General features: G+C 49.9%; 18 protein-coding genes and 1 tRNA gene. 3 read left to right on the top strand and 16 right to left on the bottom strand.

Annotation, left to right across the window (positions count from 1 at the left end; translation table 11 throughout):
- Nucleotides 1-134 precede the first annotated feature (134 nt).
- The 7 genes from SH451x_RS23400 to SH451x_RS23430 form a co-directional block, all read right to left on the bottom strand.
- On the bottom strand, nt 135-2,510 hold the full coding sequence (locus tag SH451x_RS23400) for an ABC transporter substrate-binding protein (RefSeq protein ID WP_479359669.1): 2,376 nt from the start codon (nt 2,508-2,510) through the stop codon (nt 135-137).
- Nucleotides 2,511-5,969: an outer membrane protein assembly factor BamB family protein gene (locus tag SH451x_RS23405; protein WP_479359671.1), complete on the bottom strand. Its 3,459-nt coding sequence runs from the start codon at nt 5,967-5,969 to the stop codon at nt 2,511-2,513.
- Between the two features lie 27 nt (nt 5,970-5,996).
- Nucleotides 5,997-6,695, bottom strand: coding sequence for an ExbD/TolR family protein (locus SH451x_RS23410; RefSeq protein WP_479359672.1), 699 nt, complete (start codon nt 6,693-6,695; stop codon nt 5,997-5,999).
- A gap of 151 nt (nt 6,696-6,846) precedes the next feature.
- Nucleotides 6,847-7,326, bottom strand: a complete 480-nt coding sequence (locus SH451x_RS23415; protein ID WP_479359673.1) for an ExbD/TolR family protein — start codon at nt 7,324-7,326, stop codon at nt 6,847-6,849.
- Between the two features lie 64 nt (nt 7,327-7,390).
- Nucleotides 7,391-8,047 carry a MotA/TolQ/ExbB proton channel family protein gene (locus tag SH451x_RS23420; protein ID WP_479359674.1) on the bottom strand — a complete coding sequence of 219 codons (657 nt, stop codon included), beginning with the start codon at nt 8,045-8,047 and terminating at the stop codon, nt 7,391-7,393.
- A 357-nt stretch (nt 8,048-8,404) separates the two neighbouring features.
- Nucleotides 8,405-9,316 carry a hypothetical protein gene (locus tag SH451x_RS23425; RefSeq protein WP_479359675.1) on the bottom strand — a complete coding sequence of 304 codons (912 nt, stop codon included), beginning with the start codon at nt 9,314-9,316 and terminating at the stop codon, nt 8,405-8,407.
- 39 nt (nt 9,317-9,355) lie between these two features.
- A complete protein-coding gene (locus SH451x_RS23430) occupies nt 9,356-11,041 on the bottom strand; it encodes a prenyltransferase/squalene oxidase repeat-containing protein (protein WP_479359676.1) in 1,686 nt (561 codons plus the stop codon).
- A gap of 228 nt (nt 11,042-11,269) precedes the next feature.
- Between SH451x_RS23430 and SH451x_RS23435 the strand changes: the two genes are divergently transcribed.
- Nucleotides 11,270-11,342, top strand: a tRNA-Phe gene (locus SH451x_RS23435).
- Between the two features lie 575 nt (nt 11,343-11,917).
- Entirely contained in the window at nt 11,918-13,159 is a 1,242-nt protein-coding gene (locus SH451x_RS23440) for a Fic family protein (protein ID WP_479359678.1), read from the top strand.
- 289 nt (nt 13,160-13,448) lie between these two features.
- Here SH451x_RS23440 and SH451x_RS23445 read toward each other — a convergent pair whose 3' ends face one another.
- The 5 genes from SH451x_RS23445 to SH451x_RS23465 all read right to left on the bottom strand — a co-directional run bounded on the left by SH451x_RS23445 (nt 13,449) and on the right by SH451x_RS23465 (nt 16,390).
- Nucleotides 13,449-13,802, bottom strand: coding sequence for a hypothetical protein (locus SH451x_RS23445; protein WP_479359679.1), 354 nt, complete (start codon nt 13,800-13,802; stop codon nt 13,449-13,451).
- Between the two features lie 408 nt (nt 13,803-14,210).
- Nucleotides 14,211-14,468 carry a hypothetical protein gene (locus SH451x_RS23450; RefSeq protein ID WP_479359680.1) on the bottom strand — a complete coding sequence of 86 codons (258 nt, stop codon included), beginning with the start codon at nt 14,466-14,468 and terminating at the stop codon, nt 14,211-14,213.
- Between the two features lie 113 nt (nt 14,469-14,581).
- Nucleotides 14,582-15,190 carry a hypothetical protein gene (locus SH451x_RS23455; protein ID WP_479359682.1) on the bottom strand — a complete coding sequence of 203 codons (609 nt, stop codon included), beginning with the start codon at nt 15,188-15,190 and terminating at the stop codon, nt 14,582-14,584.
- A gap of 140 nt (nt 15,191-15,330) precedes the next feature.
- A complete protein-coding gene (locus SH451x_RS23460) occupies nt 15,331-15,681 on the bottom strand; it encodes a hypothetical protein (protein ID WP_479359683.1) in 351 nt (116 codons plus the stop codon).
- Between the two features lie 133 nt (nt 15,682-15,814).
- Nucleotides 15,815-16,390 (bottom strand): hypothetical protein, encoded by a 576-nt coding sequence (locus tag SH451x_RS23465; RefSeq protein WP_479359685.1) that lies wholly within the window; start codon nt 16,388-16,390, stop codon nt 15,815-15,817.
- Nucleotides 16,391-16,670: 280 nt separating this feature from the next.
- On the opposite strand from SH451x_RS23465, the gene SH451x_RS23470 reads away from it, so the two are divergent.
- Entirely contained in the window at nt 16,671-17,219 is a 549-nt protein-coding gene (locus tag SH451x_RS23470; RefSeq protein WP_479359687.1) for a hypothetical protein, read from the top strand.
- On the opposite strand, the gene SH451x_RS23475 is transcribed toward SH451x_RS23470, so the two are convergent.
- The 4 genes from SH451x_RS23475 to SH451x_RS23490 form a co-directional block, all read right to left on the bottom strand.
- Nucleotides 17,203-17,562 (bottom strand): DUF4288 domain-containing protein, encoded by a 360-nt coding sequence (locus tag SH451x_RS23475; protein ID WP_479359689.1) that lies wholly within the window; start codon nt 17,560-17,562, stop codon nt 17,203-17,205. The two genes, SH451x_RS23470 and SH451x_RS23475, sit on opposite strands and share 17 nt — an antisense overlap.
- A gap of 72 nt (nt 17,563-17,634) precedes the next feature.
- The gene (locus SH451x_RS23480; RefSeq protein ID WP_479359691.1) at nt 17,635-18,306 is read right to left on the bottom strand and encodes a DMP19 family protein; all 672 of its coding nucleotides are present in this window, start codon (nt 18,304-18,306) and stop codon (nt 17,635-17,637) included.
- 157 nt (nt 18,307-18,463) lie between these two features.
- Nucleotides 18,464-18,916, bottom strand: coding sequence for a hypothetical protein (locus SH451x_RS23485; RefSeq protein WP_479359692.1), 453 nt, complete (start codon nt 18,914-18,916; stop codon nt 18,464-18,466).
- Between the two features lie 275 nt (nt 18,917-19,191).
- Nucleotides 19,192-19,548 (bottom strand): iron chaperone, encoded by a 357-nt coding sequence (locus tag SH451x_RS23490; RefSeq protein WP_479359694.1) that lies wholly within the window; start codon nt 19,546-19,548, stop codon nt 19,192-19,194.
- Between the last annotated feature and the right edge of the window lie 57 nt (nt 19,549-19,605).

Raw genomic sequence — 19,605 nt, forward strand, 5'->3', positions numbered from 1 at the left:
TGCGTATCAGACAACCACAGGCATCCATCTTGTCGTTCACTCGTTTAAACACTTTAGAAATACTTTTTAACGCGGATTCTTTTTTCAGTCGTGATACGATGCAATGCGTCCAGTAAAAACTCGGCGCCCTGCTCCTAGCTGCCGTCTTTATCTCGATTTAGTCGCCAACGCTGGACGTTTTGATAAAGTGTTACGGGCTTCCTTGGCACGCCGGTAAGGTCGGCGCGATAGGCAAACATTTCTCCAACTTGCCACAACGGCAGGATCGGCAAGTGAGAATTAACCAACTCGTGTAGGTCTTGACAGGCTCCCCGGACTTGCCGCCAGTTACGCGCCAATCGCAATCGCGTTAACGCTTGCACGATGAATGGATTATCGGTCATCGCAATGCCACCCTCACCCAACAAGCGGTTGGCGTCAACAGCAGGTTCCCAAACGGCGGCGGATACGTACAGAAAATCGACGGGTGTGTCTTTGTTTTCCTCCGTCAAAACAACAAGCCTGGATGGTACGCCGATCCGTCCCCATTGCTGAATAAAAACTTCGCCGGCTACCCTCGCAGCTTCAAAATCGGGTACGCCAAGAACTATCTCCTTCAACACCGGAGCAGGTTCTTTTGTCTTCTCTGCGACCAGTTCAAAATTTTTCTTGGTTATCTCAATTAGGAACTTGGCGAGATTCAAATCGTACGCAAGAGGCTTGATCGATTCGTTATAAGCGTACGACAGCGGATCATTCTCGCTTGCCCCGACGGGGAACGGACCGCTAATAGGACGGTTCTCTGCACTCAGAGGACCGCCCAGCAAATCGTTCTGCAGAATGGACTCTCGATCAATCGAATACAACAAAGCACGACGAAACATCAACTGGCTAACATACGGATCGTCGCTTTTGGGGACGAGCATATGCACAATAGGCAGCGCGTAGCTTTCGACACGAATTCTGCGATCATTTGCCAACAGTTTTGCGTCGGAAGGGAAAATTCGGTCGATGACATCAATCCGCCCTTTCAACAAATCAGAGATGGCCGGATATGGTTTGTCGTATCGGAATTCAATCACATCGATCGGCTGCCCTGGATCAGGCGCGGTTTCTTCATTCCAGGAATAGTAACTTTTTTCCTTCGTTACTTCCGTGATCTTGTAGGTGCCTTGCGGCGAAGCGGTATCCTCCGTCGCTAACTGGTCGAGCGGCCATTGCATAAACGAAAACGGAAGCACGTGACTTTGTCGCAACTGCACACGCAGGTAGTCTTGCCCGTCCACTTCGACCAACTTGAAGATTGACGCCCAACCCGGATCATAGAAAGGGCTTGAGGCATCGGCTTTTCGAAGCATCCAATGCCCGACTTGGTAGGCGTCAGGCATCCCGTTCTTGCCAATCAAGCTGCGATTAAAGCGCAACATCAATTCTGTCTGATCCGCACTTACCTCGTAGTTGCCTAACACAAAATTGTACTTCCCGCCCTCGGGGCCCGTGCTTTCGAATTCGAACAGCGACCTTGTTACCAATGCTCCCATGCGACGCGCGGGCCAATCGCCCAGGGACGTAGGATTTGGTCTCGTGGAACTTTGGAAGACGCCTACTCGCAGCATCGGGTGAACGGTGTCAATCTGGCGTAGCAAGGCTAATCCGCCAGGCACATCGGGATCAATCTCCAACATTTTGATCGCGGCAGCATGCGCTTCATCATATTTCTTTTGATCACGCAGTTTGATTGCTTCCGCACCGTATTTTCTGGCTAGCTCCGTAAAGCGACTTTTCCATTGTGCTACGGCGGGGATTTTATCTCCGTAGTCAATCTCTAGTCGAGCAATCATTTGTTGCGCGATCTCAAGCTTTCCATCTTGAAAGTAGCTCTCGATCAGTTGGCTCGCCACACTTGAAATAGCGCCTTCGACTACTGACGGTTTTAGACTTGGATTCGAACGTCGTATTTCTTCCAGTACGGCAAGTGCATGAGCGAATCTCTTCTCTGCAAACAACCCTTGGGCGCTGTCAAAAAGAAACTGCTCCTTCAATGCACCCAACATTGGCGTGGTCGGATAATCCTGAATAACACGATTCAAGTGTTCGAATGCGTTTGCATAATCCTTCTTAGCCAAATAACTCTTAGCCGCTTGAAGCAAGAGTTGTTCGTACGTTTCCACCCGTTCGATATCTCTCCAGAAAACACGGTAACGACGATCTGGATAGATCATAAGCGTTACTTCGAGTTCGGAGTTGGGATCAGGATTCGCAGGGATCTTACCACCAGGAAACTCGATATCGAAAACACGAACCGTTTCGCCGCCAGCTTCCTGGGTCAGCACGATTTGATCAAACGCGTCTTCGTCCAGAAGAGAAGTAGTCGTCGCCGAGCCTTCTGCTTGTGCAAAAACCGCGGTGCTTGTGAGACAACAAGCGCCCAGTAGACACACACAAACCCACAGATTCATGCCGAATGGAATTCGCCGAAAGCTTGTAATCGGTCTGCACGCTTTTTGCACTGGAGCATTCGTAAGGCTCATCTAATTAGCTCCGCTTCCAGACGAGGAATTTCCGCCGCCCTGTGGTTCGTAAGGCTTGAACTGATCCATGCCCACCGCCAAAACGTTTCCTTCGTCCCCTGGCACGAGCAAGCCATTCCCTGCGACAAAAGGTTCGCTGCTGACGGTTTCACCCGTTCTAAGAACACCCGTGACTTTGCCATTCTGCAAGTTGAACCGGTAAAGGTTCCCTTCCCTCGTCGCAACGATCATTTCTTCATTGACGACTTGCGGCACTCCCACAGGCGCAATGTCTTGCAATGCAGCAGCCCAGACACGCTCCCCTGCACTGTTGATTGCAACTAAGCCTTCGATATTGCTATAGAATATCCCAAGTTCATTCACTTTATGAATTCCCCACACGATTCGGCCTTCGATCGCGACGACATTCTCTCGTGTAAGGTCTGTCCCGTCATAGATTTCTACATAGCTTGATTGATCACCTTGCGTCGGTACCAGAACTTGGTTGTTGGTCGCTGCCAGCCGACCTACGACTGCGTTGGCCATAGGGACATTATTCAGACTGCTGAATTGTTTCCCGGTTGCGATGCGGAACAGTTGCTTTGTAGAATTTGCGGCCACGAGCGTCCGTTGGTCATCTAAAAGCGTCGGGGTTGCCCAAGAGATACTTGTACCAGGCTCCATAGGCGGTTGGATTGGCGCACCGATCGCTTGTCCCGTTTTAGGGTCAATCGCAACCAATTGGCCATTCTCCATTGGGATTACGATCCCATCTTCCAGCCACAACGGGGCTGCACTGGGGCGTCCATCGCCGGTTGCTGAAGAAATAATGGTTAGAGCACGATCATTCGCCAACTGATTCGAATAATATGCGACTTGATTTCCCCGCTCCGAGTTCACAGCCACCAAGCTGCCGTTTATCGATTTAGCAACTTTGTTAAATGACATCTGACGTTGGTTGCGCCCGGGATTTGCAATCGGGCCGTCGATCTGTCCACTGCCGATATTCGAAGCTTCAATGCTGTAGAGTGCTGCTTGCGACGTGATCGCATGGAACGCAGAGCCTTTCTGCATGATGCCAACGACAGGAACCCCCAAGTTGGCTTCCCACACAGGATCGCCTTCCTTGTTGTTGATCGCCGTTACACGCACACCTTCCGTACCGCGGACGTTTCGGGTGTGGATTACGAAGTTTTCTACCGCGATCGGTCGTGAGAGAAATTGATCTTCGTCATCGCGAACCCACTCGCGAATAACTTCTTGCCGTGCGGCTTGCACCTGATATTTGGTTAATTGATTCGCAGCGACCCAAAGATCATTCCCCACAAGCAATGGCCACGAGATCTTGGAATTCGTTTCACTGGCTACCAGTCCAGCCATTTTTACAAGTCGCTGTTCACCGTTGACCGTCTCAATTTCGAAGACAGAAATTTCGCCAAGATCTGTGACGACGACCGCGCGGCGACCTTCGACTTGAGGCGGCACTAAAATATGCCCGCGTAATCGGATTGAATCTTGGCTCGCAGTCACCTCTGTCTCTTCGGCGTTCAACGCGAGAATACGAATTTGAGAATAGCCAGGCCCAATGTTCTCAAACAGTAGCAATCTGTTGAGCAGCGCTAGCGGCGGGACAACCATGGTGCCTGGCTCGTGTCCCGTGTAGAACACGTGGGAGCAAGAACCGTCACGTCGTGAGATCGTATAGAGATTGGAACTATCTCCAGGCACAAAAATCGATTTCTTCGCGGTCCCGCTGCTGACACCACAACTCAAGGACTGCGGCAGTTGCTTGCACCAACGGGTTTGTCCCGATTCGCTATCAACGCAGGTCACACGCCCAGAAGCGTCGGTGACGAAAAGCAGGTTGCGATCTGGTTGAGGCTGATAAATCTTTTGATTGAACGAAAGATTCCACTTGGTTTCACCCGAGCTAGCAGCCATCCGTCGCAGAATACCAGCCGACGGCATAGCCAAGATACAGTCCGCTGCCGAACCAGACTCGACGGCATTGTCCGAGACTGACAGCGGCTCTATTAAGTCACGACTGCCGATAAATTGTCGCCAAACTACTTTGCCGTCCGATGCTTGGATTCCATAGATAGACGATTTGGCCTTCACAAACAACATTTGCTCTTCACGCAAACCAAGCGGCTTACCGGTGTTGTTCGTCAATAACACACGTTTGCCAATCGAGGCCGCGGACTCCACATCCGTCAGTTCGGGCCTGTCTTTAGCTTCCGTAACTCGCTCCTGCACTAGTTGCGTTGCATTGCTCAAGAGTGTAGATAGTTCTGCGTCACCTTGCAGTTGCGGATACCGCCGAACCAGTGTTTGCCGAACTCCGTAGGCGGTCGCAGCATCTTTGGCTTCCAAGGCAGCCTGCATTTCGCCAGCTGCTTTCTGACGGTCTTCGCTCCGCTGAATATCTCGCAGCAGACGCTGCCGCGATTCTTCCAACGAATTGATTTTGGGTTCATTCTGCTTGCGTTCTTGGCTGGCAATATATTGCGGGTTTTGAATCAGTTCCATCTGATCGCGCAGCCCTTCAACGAGCGTTTTTCGTTCTTCGTTAGTCTTTGCGCTTTCTGCTTTGTAAATGTATTTGTCACCGATATTGATCAAAGCACCAGCCAAGTCACCGCGCACTTGCGAGAGCTGGGATTCATCCATCACCGAAGGTAAAATCGACTTCGCAACCTTCGTCGCTTCAAACACATCATTCGATTTCTCGGTGGCTTCGCGGATTTTTGCGACAGCAATTCGTGATCGAGCGAAACTAGTATCTTTGTGTGTGGGAAAGCCTTCTGCGAACTGTTCATAGCGTTTGATTGCCTTCGCATAATCCTGGGCTTCATACGATGCCTTCGCAGCGGCCAAGGAGTCTTCGGCACTTCCCTGCATAAACCAGGTTACCAAGAAACCGAATGCAACGAGAACGGCCAAGAACGCACCGAATGCACCGTAGGTTCGCATCGTCTCCCAGCGGCTTGGCGGGGCAACGGTGGAGCGGCTAGAACTTCGAACGGGACGTCGGAGTTGTGGCACATCGGCTCCAGCGGCGGCCGCGCCTGGATCCTCGGACTCAATTACTTCAGCCACCACGACAGCGTCATCATCTTCATCAATGATTTCAACTGTTTCTACGTCGTCGTCACCAACGATGATCGCCACAGGCGCATCGGCCACCGACGAATCCTTCTTGGTTTTAGGCTTGACGTCGTCAGGTTCGGCGATCGTCAAATCATCTTCGACGGGGCTGACCGGATCGACCTTTGGCGCAGACCTTTGTTCTTTGACCTGGGAGACAAGCCGTGCCGCTTGAAACTTGGTCAGCTGTTCGTTTTCAACCAAGAGCTTTGCAAGTGTCTCAATCGGCAGACGATTTCCAGACTGCGCAACTTGACGTCGCAGTTCTTCGATCATCTCAGGATCAAGTAGTTTTTCGCTTTCGAGCAGGTCAATAAATTTGTTGGCGAGCATACTTACGTTAAATCTATCTGTTATCGATTATTCGAACTCTTCGACGACTTTGACTTGAAAATTTGAGAATCCCTCCGAGCGGCTTGCGTCCAGGGCAGCTACAACCGTCGCATGGATACTCTCTTCATGGGCTTCCACGATAACGTTTTCAACGTCGTCGAGCAGACCTTCTTTTCTTGATTCATCCAGCACGATCAACAAGTCCTGCTTGTTGGAAGCCTCTCGCTCCGACTGATCAGGCAGCATGATTAAAAACGAATTCAATTCATCAATGCGAATCGTCAGCGTATCCACCACGTCCAGCGTTTGTGATGACGCCGCATCTTTGGGTGTCGTACGCTGCTGAATTACCTTCTCACTAGAAAACGAAGCGGTAATCATAAAGAAGATCAGCAACAAGAACGTAACGTCGACCATCGGCGTCATGTCCATATCGTTTTCGTCTGGCGGACGAGGCCCCAAGTCAACAGGCTCGTCCTCTAGTTCTTCGCTCAGCAGCGATGTTGGTTCAGGATATTGCGCACTTCCACCGACCGAACCGCTCGGTTGAACGTGACTGAGTTCAACGGCGGCGGGAACTGAGTACTTCGGAGTAACGAGCGGCTCGCGGTCCATGTTGCTTTCGCTGGCAGCCCCCAATGGAATAACTGGCGCCACTTCAGACGGAAGCTCCGGGATCGTAATCACAGAATCACACTCGGGGCAGCGAATACTGCGACCGGCCATGCGCCGGTTAACCGTTCGTTGGCCGCGACAATTCGGGCATTGGAATCGCAAACCTGCCATTAAAACCAAGCCAACCTTTAAAAAGTTATTTAAACGCTTAAATCGGACGAACAATTGCCAGAGAGGTTAAACGTGCCGCCTCCAACACCAGCTAACTCTCATGCGTAACCGAAATGTTGATCATTTGACCGTCTTCCAAGACTTCGGACAGTGCATCACGGATCCGCTTTATTTCGCCGTTCTTCACGTCACCTTCGGCGCGAAGCAAAACATCGCTTTTCCCTTTTTCAATTTCTGAAGTGATATATTCAATCACTTCGGCCGTCTGCTGCTCTGGATCGTCGGAGAAGTTTCGATCCGCTCCGCCAGTCCCCTCTGCTCGCACGCGAGCCGTCTCTCCCCCGCCTCGGCTCAGCACCAAAGCGATATTGTTCTGGATATTGACCGCCACCCCGTGCCGCGCGGGCGGAACCTTAGGGGCTTGTTCTGCCGTCATCTTGGAAGTCACCACGAAGAAAATAAGCAGCAGAAAGACAATGTCGATCATCGGAGTGATATCCATCTCCCCATCTGCTAAATTCTTCTTTGGAAAAGCCACTTGCTCTTGTGGCTCGTCGATAACGACACTCATCAAATAGTTGCCTTCAGCTTGTAATCACAGTCGATTCGTTGCATCAATCTAGATTGCAATGTTGCTAAGCAGCTCCACGCTGTTGCTCACGAGTAAGACCAACTTTGTACGCCTCAAAGAAACGATTTAGCCCAGCAGTAACCAAATCTTGCATTTGCCGGATCCGGTTGTTGATCAGTGCCATACACATTGTCAGCGGAATCGCGATTGCGAGTCCCATCGATGTGGTTCGCAGCGCAACGTTGATATCGGACGCCAAGAGAGAGGGCTCTATTTGAGTCGCCGTTGCCAATTTACCGAACGCACCCATCATCCCCATAACCGTACCGAACAGCCCAAGCATCGGCGCCGTCTTGATCACCGTCACAACCCAAGCGATTCGGTCGTCCAGATCAGCTAACACGTCGCGTTGAAATCGATCTAGCACTAACTGCCGAGACTTTGCCAAACCAAGATGACGATTTTCGAGAGCGAGCGTAATCATCTGCGGCAAGGCTCGATTGTCAGTACCGCACGCTTCGAGAACTTCTTCAAAATGGCCGTCGGCGAGAGCGGGTTCGATAGCATCCAGAAAAATATCTTGCGCTGCTTCACTCTTAAATCGCTTACTGGCGACACGTTGGAGCACCAAGATCACAAAATATGCACCCCAAAGTGCCACGGCAGCAAGCGCGAAATAACTTAGAAAACCAATCCAGTTAAAGACTTCATCCAGATTCATACAGACTATCGATCGTTCGAGAATTGTTATGTGACGAGTATTTACGAATGTCGCCACATCATAATTCGACTTGGCGATTAGCGGGACTACTACTTAAGTCTCATTCGTGAATTTTCTCCGTAAGCAGCAGATTCCGGCATTCATAAACCCCTTACAAGGGATGTTGCATCGCTTAAACCCAAGTCTTTTCAGCCCAGGGCGCAGCAAATGATGACGAATTATGGCGCTTGTACGGATAAGCTCAGACGAGTAAAGCATCTTCGAGGCGAACCGCCCGAGGCTTGGGGCATGATTCTAACCTTGCTGGTTGCATTTGTGGGCAAGACGAGTATTGGTGTGCACCACAAAAGCAAAGCGTTATTTTTTTGCAGCCGCTGCCTTGGCGGCAGGAGCTTTTGGTTTTCGATATCGTTGGTCTACAATCACCCACTGGTAACCTTTGCCAGTTACCGGCTGGCTCTCAAAAATTGTCTTTGCAATTTGCATCGCCACCACGCCCGGAGTATCAGACGTATTGAGCTGCTTCTTTGCATAGTTGTATTCTAAATTCGCGAGCTCATTTTCTAGCTCAGGTGTCAAAAATTTCAATATTGTCCGACCGCCCGTTTCAACAGACGCCTTCTTCAAGAGTTGGCGGTCGAACTGCAGCAGTGGCCCTTCGTTGCGGAACATAAAGTAAAGTCGCTTTTCGGCATCTCCACGTCCACTTCGAGTTTTAGGCGAACTGCCGACATTGGCCGCGTAATCGACCAGCGGCTTTCCTCCACCGACAGCTGCCAATTCGATTTTGAAGTGATCAAGCTGTTTGGCGTAACCATTGAGATCTCTCGCTGTGAACTTTAGCTCCCAGCGTTCATAGCGCGGAATGATGTCAGCGTCGCCAGGAGGCCCTGGTCGTCGATTATCGCCCTTTCCCGCTCCCTGCGTTCCAACGTCGAGTGCAGCGGAAATCGAGTCGGTGATGTTTGAAAGAGTCTCGTCGAGTGTTGGTTCGTTCAGCTCTTCGATTTCTTCGGGGGCAGGCGGTTCTGAATCTTGCTCAAGGCCAGGCGGATTTTCCGTGCCTTCTGGCAGCGGGTCAATAATGACCATCTGCACTTCTTGATGGCGAGGAATTCTCAAAACAAACAATGCGCCTAACATAAGAACCCCAGCACCGATCATTACGATCAGTGCAAAAAGCGCGCTGGAGTACTGGTCGGTCCGCGTAGTTTTCAACGCCGACTGAAACTCAGTACTGTCGTCTTGTTGTTCGAGAACTGCGCTCATGATTTGTGCCTCGCTAAGGTCGAATCGCCTTGGTCGCTCTTACTCTAAGAAAATATAGTCTGGACGAACGGTTTTGTACCACGCTTTCCAATAATCCTGCGCCTCTTGACGCACTTTCAGTGGGAATTCTACTTCATTTTCGATCGGTATTTTGTATGTATTTAGCTGGCGACTCAACACGCGAAGCGAATTCTCTGCATTCTGATTTACCTTTGCATCAGGATCGCTGAGGGCATAAATCAAGAAGGGCACCATATCCATATTGTCACCGCGGCAAAGGACTTTGGCTGCGACCCGCCGCGACATGGAATTTCCGTTGCGAATAAGCCGTGCAAAGCGATCGAGTTGCTGCTCGCGGACCTTCGGATCTGCATCCAGCCGAATACGTTTTGCCAGATCGTCGGAAACATCCTTGGTGGCGCCATCCGTTTCTAGCATCGACAACGCTTGATCCATGTCGGTGATCGCTTTCTTATCTTCGACCTTTCCCGATTTTACGTCGACCGAACTCATATCGGCCTGCAAACCCCAGCCGCCGGTCGCGACGGCTTCGCTTATGTCGCCAATCGACTTTTGAGTTGTGCGTAGAAGAGTCAAAATAGCAAAGCAGGTACTGGATTCGGCTGATCCAGCGTCAGGATCGTTTCGTCCCCACGCACCTTCACCGTTTTGGTTTTTGATAAGGCCCTCGACAATGTCGTTGTACCACTGTGGGCTCTTTTCGCGTTTGCCCTTCATCGCTTCAGCAAAAGCTTGGTAACGTTCGATACTGTAGAGGTAATAATAATGCCAGTTTTGCCCAGGCTGTCGTTGATAGGCGTTTGAAGCGATCCAGCGGTCGGCGCGGGCAGCGGAAGCTGCGATGGTGCCTTGGCTTACGGCAACTTTTTTACCGCCATCTTTCTCCTCGATTACCCGCCGAAACACGACCGGCACTCCGTAATCTTGGTCTGCACCGTCGAGTGCATCCATGGCCGACCCACCCCCGCCACGCAAGACTCCCATGATGTCGCCCGCAATCATGACAGCAGACATCCCGACCGCCGTCATGACGTGATTCTGTCGATATTGTCCATTGGCGGGGAACTGATATGCCCAACCGCCATCGCCGTACTGTGTGTCCTTTAACCAGTTGAACGCTCGCTCGACACTCTCCGTCGGGACCTCAACGTTCGCATGATCAAGAGCCCACATGCCTAGCAATACATACTGCGTTTGAGATGTGTCGCCTTGATTCAAGTAGGGTTCATGTTGATATCCGTAGGCACCGGAGGCTTTTTGGCGGTTGATGTAATACTTCAACATGTTCTGCAAGTCGCTAGCATGAGCGACGGGGTCGACGGCTGCCATCAGTTGAATCGAAACGCTTAACACGTAGTTATACTCGTGCAATGTCTCTAGATCGCCGCCTTTGGATGTGCTGCTTTTCGCAACCGTTTTGGCTTGCGAAAGTCCGTTCAGCACGATCGGATGTTCCGGATTATCCGTTGCTTTGAAGACGGTATAACCCATCAAGATTTCGTAGCCAACGCCATGCCCGGTAGCACCACGAGATTCAAGAAAGCCGACACCGCGATCGACCATCTGCCGGACCTTCTCCGACTCGGGCGTGTATTCTTCGGCAAGCGCACTGTTGGAGGGAGCGACCAACAGTAGCGTGGCGAGTCCAAGCTGAAGCGACCATTTGTTCCCGAACTTAAATGCCGGTAGCACACCAACGTTCACGTGGAAATCTCCTTGAAACTGCCGTTTAGAGGGAAAAGCAGACTAGCCCGTGCAGTAATTTGCGAAATGAGTATTTGGAAGTGACGAGGATTGTATCAGATACCTTTCCAATTGGTGCTGTAAGGTGAATTGACAATCCGATGAACTTCCAATAGCATTCTACGCCGAAACGGACCTTGTTCCTATGTTTCGATTCAAGAGAAGTCGATTATTTTGTAACGACTTTTTGGCCAGATAGCTCAGTTGGTAGAGCAACGGACTGAAAATCCGTGTGTCGGCGGTTCGAGCCCGCCTCTGGCCACTAATAAACCCCCAGTATTTCCTGGGGTTTTGGAAGTTCCTAACGCGAAACAACTCTCAAGCGTCAATTCGACGGTTCTCTCGGATTCTCTGCCGTTCCATCGCCTTCCGGGCACGATTTTCTAGAACGTTTTTTCTCTTAGATTGTCTTCCGGTTTTGCCTGCGCCTGCGCCACCAGCTTGAAAGTCTCGCTGTTAAACATTAAATGGCAACCATCAAATAATGGCCTTTGCTGACCGTGTCGCTGCGGCCCGGCCACGGGCTAACAGCATAGTGCGGATGCCCCAGTCCGACGAATGAGTCTCGCAGCCGCGGCGCAACGCCGGGATTAGATCGTCTCGTTGTTTAATGCCAGCGGCTTTGAGTATCGCTGCGTAGCAAGGTTCGAGTCTTCATTCGTTTTAAGAATTGCAAATTTCTGCCACGACAGATGCCAATGGCACTAATGGTGCCAGCAAGCAACACTCTCACCACATATGGTACTAAGAAAAGAAGCTTGACACTCCCAGACCACTAAGAAAGAATACCCCCAAAAGCTTTCTTAGTGAAGTAATGGGGGAAAGAAACCTTTCGTTATGGCAAAATTAGAAATTGAGTCCAGCACACCCGGCAAGCTCGTCCCCGTCAAAATAGTCGAGTATCCCGACGGACATCTGGGGAACCCCCGGACGGTAAATACTTTTTCGTTTATCCCCGATCCGTTACCTCCCAAATTGGACTGGAAGGAATTACTTGTAGCGAATTTTGAACGTTACAGCGCGACGGTCGCTGAACTGGGCAAAATAAACGGTCTACATCGAAGAGTAGGAAATGCAGCGGATTTGCTTCGCACTCTATGGATGCGCGAGGCAAAGCTATCTTCGAAAATCGAGAACATCGAAACAACCGCAGAAGAAATGGTTTTAGCTGGCGCTGGACGATCGCTAGGCGTACGAGAAAGCGGACGTGAAAGCTGGAACTATGTGCGAGCACTTGAGCATGGCATTGCCTCAGACCTTCCTTGGTCAACACGTTTAATCAAGGAGATGCACGAAATTCTTCTGGACTCTGTTGCACTGGGTACTCGAAAAGGAGAACTCCGTCGCTGCAATGTTTACATAGGCGATCAGCAGCGTGGCGCAGCGCACGCGAGATTTATCCCAATGCCGTGGGGGGACGATCTCGTAGCGGCAATGTCCGACCTTGAAAAATTTGTAAACTCTCCGCACGAGAACATACCGCCTCTGTTCGTGATCGCTCTAACTCACTACCAGTTTGAAACAATTCATCCATTCCCCGACGGCAACGGAAGAATCGGCCGAGTACTCATTTCTCGTTCTCTTGTAAAGGAAAAGCTCTTGCAGCATCCCGTCGTTTACATGAGTGCCTACATCAACCAACATAAGAAAGAGTACGTCGACTTGTTGTTAAATATAAGCAAGTCAGGAGGCGAGTACTGGACTAGATGGATAGAATTTATCCTTGACGCTATCCGAACTCAGGCGCTTGACGCTGTTTGGAGAAGCGAGCAATTAATTACGTTACGAGAAACTTACCATGACCTGATCAAGGTTACCAACGCGCGGTCCAGACTTTTCCAGACCATTGACGATTTGTTCAAGATGCCAGCAGTTAATGCGCTTGAACTCGCGGCCGCTCGAGGCATCAGCGCACCAACCGCGCGCAAGGACATCGAATTACTGGAAAAACTGGGTATTTTGCAAGAGTACACGGGCATGGACCGGGATCGCGACTGGGTGGCGAGAGGCATAATCGATGTCATCGAAAAAGAGTCGCCGATGCCTGATAACGCAATTGACAAAACAAGCATATTTTAAAAGGATCACCGCGGCGAAGCGGTTGCGGTAGACGCGCACTTGCGTGACGATTACGTGTACTTCGTAGTGTTCTCTTGGTTTGTTCTCGAACTTAGATTGAAAGACGAAAGATTGAAAGTATGCACGGGAGCGAAGGGACCAAGCGCCAAACGCATGCTAATTTGATTGAGACTGGTAACGAACCATTCTGGAAGTGCCTCGCCCGACGCTCATTGCGCAACGCTTTGTTATTTCACAACCAGATTGGCTGTGGTTTGCATTTTGACCTGAGGCTTGAGTTCATGATAACTCAAGTTGTATCAGTGACACGATCCCCAAAGACACACTGTGCGATGACACTGGCAGCGGTCATGCTCAAGCCGAACGCGAGCCCGTTTACAAAGAGGCCAGAGTCGGGAATAAGTTTATCGACGAAGACCAAAGCACCAATCCCGACAAGGAAAAAGGTTGCATCATAGCGATTTGATCGAGCTGGCTTGCGTCCTGTGCAGCGCTCGACAAAGTGACCGCTATATGCGAACACTAAAAGGCCCACAAAGACCAACCCGGTACAGAGAACAGCGTTAAGCGGAGAGTAACGATCTACGTACATCATTGCGAATGCAAAGGCGATGAAGGCCAGTACGAGTAGCAAGTGACGCACGTGCGGCTTAGTCCTAGTTAATTTTGGGGTCTCGAAAGCTACGAAGTAGACCCAAGTTACAACGGCGTGCGACAACAACGATCAGTGTGCGCCTTGCGCAGCATACTTCGCGTTCAGGCGCGACGATCTTGAATTCACGGTTTGACAGGAGCACTTCATTGCACCGATTATTCTATTCGTGGTGGCGATTGTCATGAGGACGATCTTGTAAATTTCCGGCGAATGCGAGCGGGATTTCGCAACAGTTTTGTGCTTGCGCTGGTTCTCCACGGATTAGTCCAGCACCCATGAATCGATTCAACGCACATACGGTTGCCAGACAGTTCGCAATCCGAGACTAATTCGGTCGAAACCACAACAGCAATTCAAGGCACAACCGTTGTTCCAGTTCGGAAGGCCTTATTGTTGTTAAATTATGCTCCGAACAAAAGTAATGGAACACATGGCAATTCCAGCCACGAGTGTAATCCAATTCATCAGACCGAACACACATGACCACCACAATCGCGGTAGCAGTAGGACTGTCAACAAAATCAATGCGCCGATCCACGAAACATGCAGGTAGATCGACACCGGCACGGTAATGTAAGTTAACGCCAACGGCCAAAATCCCCAAGCAACGTCGATTAGTTCTTTTCCGTTTATCGTGGCGTGGATTGAGGGCATCGCGTCGGTTCTGAGTTCCGTCGGATAGCAGATCCAATCACGCGGTTGTGGCCAAGTGTCATTGATTCAAAGGGCGTGTAGATGTTTGATCAGATGCTTACCGCTGGCCCAAACTAGTTGGCAAGATGAATTGTACAATCAGGTAATGCCTCCCTCAGGCTATCGATTGCGGGTGTCGAAAATGTGCCTTTCGTTACGCTGATCCATTTCAATGACTTAATCTTACTGAGCGACTCGACGCAAGCGTCGGTAACCTTTAGTCTCTCGATGTGAAGTGAAATCAAATTTAGATCCGTAAGGTTGGATATACCAGCATCTGAGATTTTTGTACTGGAGAGATTCAAATATTTGAGATTAGGAAGTTCGCTGAGTCGATCTAAATCGTTATCTGTGACCCCAGTAACGTTGAATGCAAGGTGCTCTGCAGATTTCATCGCCAACAGATCATCCATTGGAACTGGCTGGTCGTGCGGAGAGTTGGCAAAGAATTCCTTTGGCGCGACAACCATATCGACTCCAATGCTTTCAGCGACTTTTCCCAAAAGGCCGGAGGTATCCAACTTGTAGCCTACCGCAACTTCTTGTGCACGAAGCTTCTCTACAAGAGACTTCTGTTCGTTGCCACGTCTTTTCCAAAGTGCAATGCCAGCGCATGCGATTGCAAACACAACAGTTAACGCCAAGAATTGACGAATACTAAATTGGAAGTTTGGAAGTTTCATTGTAATAATCGAACAAACGACGCCGATGATCGAGCGGCTCTGAGTGAAGTTTCCAAAAGCCGAAGCGGTCGACACTCCGATTCGTGTCCATCGGTTTGTCATACTGCATTGGCTCGCAAAACGGATCGAACGAATTATTTTCAGTCGATCAACCAGAAGTGAGTATACACCATCGCAAGTCCCGAAAGCATGCAGCCTGTCAGCAACAAAGTAGTGAAAATTTGACGTCGAGTACACATTGATGCGACCGCCAGTATCAATGCAAAAAATGGAGCGGCCATTCCATTTTCGATGAGCAGTTTTAGGGCAGCTACGTTGTTCCAAGGTCCGTGGCCAGTTCGAGAATAGCGAGCGAAATCTGTGGCTTCTGGTATTCGCCCTGTCTGAGACGCGTAGATCCACGCCCCCGCGATCGCTACATAACCGTACGTCAGTATCCCAATCGACGCGATCATGAGCCATCGTGCAATTGTGTCTCGAAAACTTAGCACCTTCGTCTCCCTATCTTCCAGGTTGTTGATGGCCGTGTCGCTGTTTATGACATGGTAGCGTCAAGCTAAAGAAATAACCCATGTAAGATCGATACGGTGGGCCACCCCGTGCGCAACTTCTTGTTCGCCACAACTAGTCAACCAAGAGGACATGTCCACTCGGGTCCGTTCTGAAATTGTGTTCTTTAGACCAGTGTAAGGCAGTGTCGTTTCTGTTGGTACTTACCGTTATACCAACGACTCTCCTTGCTGAGTTCGCGCGATAGAAATCCGACTTTTCGTAGATGCGCACATTGCGGATAATGCCAACGTATCCGGCCGAATCATACAGTTCGGATGATGTCTCAACATCACTTATCGGAGTGTTACCGTCAAGTTTTAGCTCAATCGAATAGGTATGCCTGTAGAAGTCCCCATTAAAAGCTCGCTTTACTCTGTCAGGAACGAATGGATGAATCAGCGAGTAAATCAACACAATAAGTAGAAGTCCAACTGTGTGAAGCCAAGTTTTCGCCAGAAGGTGCAGGTACCATCTTCTTGAAGGATCGAGTTGATTACCGTTTTGCGGCGATGTTATGGCCAGAAGCATCATGCATATCGGCATTGCGATGAAAATGAGCAACAAGATGATTTCTGGTTGCCGGATTGCAGCGCAAAGAATCGCAAAAGACGAACTTGCTGCAATTAAAGTTTGAACGCTGAATCTCATTGCAACGGTGACGAACAATTATTAGTTTGCGCCTTGCGCAGAATACTTCACACTCAGGACTGACGATTCTAAATTCACGGTTTGATCGGAGTAATTCGATGCTCGATTATTCTACCTCGCGCGGCGATTGTCATGGCGATGATTTAGGAAATTTCCGCAACTGAGAGTGCAATTTACGCTTTTACGGCGCAACCCTTCGTCGCCCCATGCTCGAGCCATGTATGATAGCGATTAAGCGTCGCTCCTAAAGCATCTACAAGACTCTGTGGTTCATAGACTAATGCCACTCGGAAGTAATCTTGGACCTCATGTAGACAGACGAGATCAATCGCTCTCCATTGTTTCAACGCGGTTGACATTCTTCACTAGTGGCAAGCCTAATGCAACAAGTGACGAAAGTCAGTACGCAAAATACTACTGCGCCGCCGATGATCGGCCACATGAAGTCAAACGCGAGGTAATCAGCAGAGATTCTCGATGCCTGGTATGCGTCATGTCCATGCTCTTGAGCATCGTACACACGTCGAAAGTATGTGTAGCGGTTAACGTAAACAAACGACGTGACGGCCACAATCGTCACTATGGTTGTTATTTGAAGTGCACAAAGCATCAGAAAAACAAGACGCCTGGACATTTTAGTAATGTTAATACAAAGAGCATGTGTATTGACATCGCAGATCACTTCTCATTGAGGGATAACGGCGGCTATAACCCAGTCGCCGAGGTAGATGTTGGTGTACTAAACGCGCGATCGGCGACTTGGGTTCATGGCTTGGTCTTCACGTTTCGTTTGGCGACGCTGGATTCCTTGCTCAACTTTCGTCGCTGAACATCGGTGATTCGGATTCAGGCGAAAATGGTGAGTCGAAATCCAGAGGTTCGTCAGGTCGGTAGACGTCCATGATCGAACCGACTTCCTTGCCATCGATTTTATCACCAAGTTTCCATATGTGTTCCACCGCTCTTAAACGCCAGCGTACAAGGTCCCCATCACCGTTCTCATATTCGGTTTCCTGCTCTTTCCCAAGCGCCAACGCCCTCTGAAATGCAGCATCATCATCGACCGCGTCAAAAACGACAAAAGGATAGTCGCAAATGTGCTCGGATTCCGCAAGTTTCTTTTCATTGTTCACGATGCTCACCACGTGAAGCCTAGCTGAGTAATAGGGCATAGTGGGTCAGTTTTGGTTCGTCCAAGTGCAGAATGACCATGTTGACGGGCCCCGCCAAGATGGTCTCTAAAGTTAGGGAAGGTTCGTCGGGGGTTTCGGTCCAACATTTTGTTCGCTGCTTTGCAGGAAAGGCGCGATCAAACCGTTCCGTTCAGCGAAACCAATTAACTTTGAATTTAAATCGTCAGGATCTCTCCAGTATGCTTCGTCAATTGCGTGAAGCCGTTCACACCAATCAGGTAAAGCGTTTTTATCATTTGTCTCGGGATACTGTTTCATTGCGTCCCATCTCGCCAATCGATCTGTAGGAGGCTCGGCATCGTCAAACAATACGGACGATGCATTGAGCAACAAGCGTTTAGTTTCTACTGCACCCAAAGCCTCAAGGCCGCTTAGCGCTTCACTGTAGAGTTCGCCGGATGAATTTGCAAAAAACTGATACATCCCCCCGTTGTAAACCTCACCATTTAGAACGGATACCGAGTAGTACCAACGTTCGATCTCCGAGAATTGCCGCCACCCTTCCTGTGTTGCATATGCTCGTTTCACGAGAGATGCCCAGAGTTCAGACCAAGGATTATATTTCTCCCGCGCTTCCCTCCGCTCTTTTCGGTAACGTCTACCGTCTTCGATGCTCTTTCGTGTACCGTTCTTGCAAGGCATGCACAGGCCACCGGTAGATTCGGCAGTCGTCGCAAGAATCTCAGCGTTGCATTCACGGCAATTTGTCTTGTGAGCTGTCATGTCTTTTCCAACTTACTCCCGCGTTCACCGAGACGCGGCGATAAACCTAAATTCTAAAAACCAGCTATTAATACGTTTTGGGTGCAACGTATTGTTTTGCTTTGAGTTCGGCAGGATGTTTCCAATGCGTTTCGATGTGGCAGTGCATCAAATAGCATTAGAAAATTGGTTCTTCCACAATCCATTTCAAGAATGGTCCGGCAGGGATAGCCATAGCGATCACAATCAAATTCTCTCGCCAGGTCAGCTGCCGCGATGCAAGACTGGGAGTCTCGCGATTAACGCTCTTAGTGTTTGCATGTAGGCAACTTACGATGGCAATTAGCCCAGGCAATGTACATATTCCAAGCTTGAAAGTGCCAGGCCAGTGTCGATGGAGCAAGAAATGCCCACACCAAGCAATCATGAAAAAGCTAATGAATTGTAGCCGAAGCATTACGATAAAGATGTTGGGAGGATTCCCAAATTGAGCACTCTCTTGACGCGGTGCTTCTGGTGGAGGCTCATCGAATCCACATCCCACAATATTGGGAGGTCTTGGTGGTAAGCCTGACAAAGCAGCCTGGGTTTCGGCAACGTCTTCACATCGTATTGATTGCTTAGTTGTCATTCTCAAGCATTCACAATCACCAAGTATTTTGTCGGCACTATACCTGTTCCACGGGTTTCGAAACAGAACAGTAGTTAATCTGCGCCTTGCGCAGGACATTTCGAATTCAGGAATGACGATCTTGAATTCACGGTTTGATCGGAGTAATTCGATGTGCCATTATTCTACACGGGGTGGCGATCGTCATGGCGACGAATTAGGCAATTTTCGCGATCAAGTGGGAGCTACGGCTTAGGTGCAGTGCGTTGCTATCCGCACGTCGCAAACCGTCGCACTCAAAGCCCAAGCTCTTTTCGAAATGCAAGAGCGAGTTTCTTGACCAGTTTGTCAGGGATGGGCTTTTCCTTTGAAAAGGTGACACCTGTCTTGGTTGCTTTCAATCCTGCGGCTGCAATACCGTCGGAGAGGGCGGTGATGGCCCCTTTGCTTACATAGAGGCCGCATTGCTTGCTGAATGCGGCGTAGCCCGCGACGATCGTCTTCCCGAATCCGAACCCAGGCATATCGTACATAATCAACTCCTCTGCGTCAGGAAGAACTTTAGCGAGTTGTGCTCGAAGTTGAACCAATAGAGGTTGAAACGCCTGAGGCGCCGCAGCGATGTAGGCGTCATGGTCTGCAAACTTTGTCATGCCAAATAACTCTCGAAGCGTATGTTTGTCGTCAGGCAAGCGAGTTGGGTATCCGTC

It is taken from the genome of Njordella aestuarii, from assembly GCF_056494165.1.